At 75.5% G+C, this 2,374-nt stretch carries 1 protein-coding gene; it reads left to right on the top strand.

Annotated elements, in window-relative coordinates:
• A partial coding sequence (locus MXD58_RS29225) for an amino acid adenylation domain-containing protein (protein ID WP_250611381.1) occupies nt 1-2,374 on the top strand: 2,374 nt, incomplete at both ends.

Below are 2,374 nucleotides of genomic sequence, written 5' to 3'. Positions count from 1 at the left end.
GCCCGCCGCCGAGCGGGAGGCGGCACAGCTACGACCCGCGCCGAGGGCCGCCGAACCCGGCCGCGCCGCTGCCGAGGCCACCCTGCCCGAACTGTTCGAGGCTCAGGCCCGCCAGGCACCGGACGCCATCGCGCTGACCTGGCGCGAGGTCTCCCTCACCTACGCCGAGCTGGACGCGCGGGCGAACCGCCTCGCCCACCTGCTGCGCGGGCGGGGCGTCGGCCCCGAGTCGCTCGTCGCGGTCGCGCTCGCCCGCTCCGTCGACCTCGTCGTCGCGCTGCTCGCCGTGCAGAAGGCCGGCGGCGCCTACCTGCCCATCGACCCGGCCTACCCGGCCGAGCGGATCTCCTTCATGCTCCGCGACGCCGCCCCCGTGTGCGCGCTGACGACCGTCGACGTCCGCGCGGCGCTGCCCACCCGGACCGGGGTGACGACGATCGCGCTCGACGACCCGCTGGTCGCCGCCGCGCTGGCCGGGCAACCCGCCACGGTCCCCGGCCCGCACGGGCGGGCCACGGCGGACAACCTCGCCTACGTCATCTACACCTCCGGCTCCACCGGAGCGCCCAAGGGCACCCTGATCCCGCACCGCAACGTGGTGCGCCTGTTCGCCGACACCCGCCGCCACTTCCACTTCGGCGACACCGACGTGTGGACGCTGTTCCACTCGGCATCGTTCGACTTCTCCGTCTGGGAACTGTGGGGGCCGCTGCTGCACGGCGGCCGGCTCGTCGTCGTCGACCACGAGGTGTCCCGCTCACCCGAGCAGTTCCTCGACCTGCTCGAACGCGAGTCCGTCACCGTCCTCAACCAGACCCCGTCGGCGTTCGCCGCCCTCATCGACGCCGACCGTGATGGTGCCGACCGTGATGGTGCCGACCGTGATGGTGCCGACCGCGAGCTGGCGCTACGACTGGTCATCTTCGGCGGTGAGGCGCTGGACACCGAGCGGCTCACCCCCTGGTTCGACCGGCACGCCGACGACGCGCCACGGCTGGTCAACATGTACGGGATCACCGAGACCACGGTGCACGTCACGTACCTGCCGCTGGACCGGGCGAGCGGCGCCGCGCGGCGTGGGATGATCGGCGAGCCGATCGACGGCCTGCGCGCCCGTCTGCTCGACCGGCACCTGACCCCGGTGCCGCCCGGCGTGCCCGGCGAGATCTACGTCAGCGGCGCCCAGCTCGCCCGCGGCTACCTGGGCCGGCCAGACCTGTCCGCGATCCGTTTCGTCGCCGACCCGTACGGCGCTACCGGCGACCGGATGTACCGCACCGGGGACCTCGCCCGGCGCGGCCCGGACGGCGACCTGGAGTACCTCGGCCGGGCCGACGACCAGGTCAAGATCCGCGGGTTCCGGATCGAGCCCGGGGAGATCGAGGCGGTCCTCGCCGCCGATTCGGCGGTGTCCCGCGCGGTCGTGCTCGCCCGCACGGACAGCGCAGGCCGCGACCGGCTAGTCGCCTACGTCGTCCCGGCGCCCGTCGTCCCCGTGTCGTCCCACAGCGATGACCCGACGGCGCCGACGGCGGCGACGGCCCCGTCGATGACGGCCATCGATGCCCTCGACGGGGCGGCGCTGCGGGCCCGGGTCGCCGCCGTGCTGCCCGACTTCATGGTGCCGGCGGCCGTCATCGTGCTCGACGCGCTGCCGCTCACCGCGAACGGCAAGCTCGACCGGGCCGCCCTGCCCGCCCCTGACCTGGCCGCCCGAGCGTCCACCCGGGCGGCCCGCACGGATCTCGAGCGCACCCTGTGCGCGGTGTTCGCCGCGGCGCTCGGCGTCGAGCTGGTCGGCGCCGACGACGACTTCCTCGCCCTCGGCGGCGACAGCATCATCGCCATCCAGCTGGTGAACCGGGCGCGGCGCGACGGCGTCCGGATCACCCCTCGGGAGGTGTTCGTCCACCGGACGCCAGGCGCGCTGGCCGCCCTCGTCGACGCCCGCACCGCCGAACCGCCGGCCACCGCGACCGGCGCCTCCGAGCAGGCGCCGCGGATCGCTGGTGCGATCGGTGCGATCGGTGCGGACGGGGCGGTGGTGGGCTCGGGCGACGAGGCGATCGGGATCCTGACCCCGCTGCCGATCGTCGGGCGCCTCGCCGCGTGGGGCGGCCAGATCCGCCGCTTCAACCAGGCGTTCCTCGTCCGCACGCCGGCCGGCATCGACGAGGCGGGGCTGCGCGGCGCGGTCGGCGCCCTGCTCGCGCACCACGACGCGCTGCGTGCCCGGCTGCTGCGGCCCGCCCCGGCCGTGTGGCTGCTCCAGATCGACCCTGCCGCTCCAGCGGCCGCCGGCACCTCCGCCGACGCGGCCGGGGACGAGCTGCTGACCCGCATCGACGTCGCCGGGCTCGACGGGGGCGCGCTG

Origin of the sequence: Frankia sp. AgKG'84/4 (assembly GCF_023242965.2) — a bacterium.
Taxonomy (GTDB): domain Bacteria; phylum Actinomycetota; class Actinomycetes; order Frankiales; family Frankiaceae; genus Frankia.
This window is presented reverse-complemented; position numbering and strand designations above follow the sequence as displayed.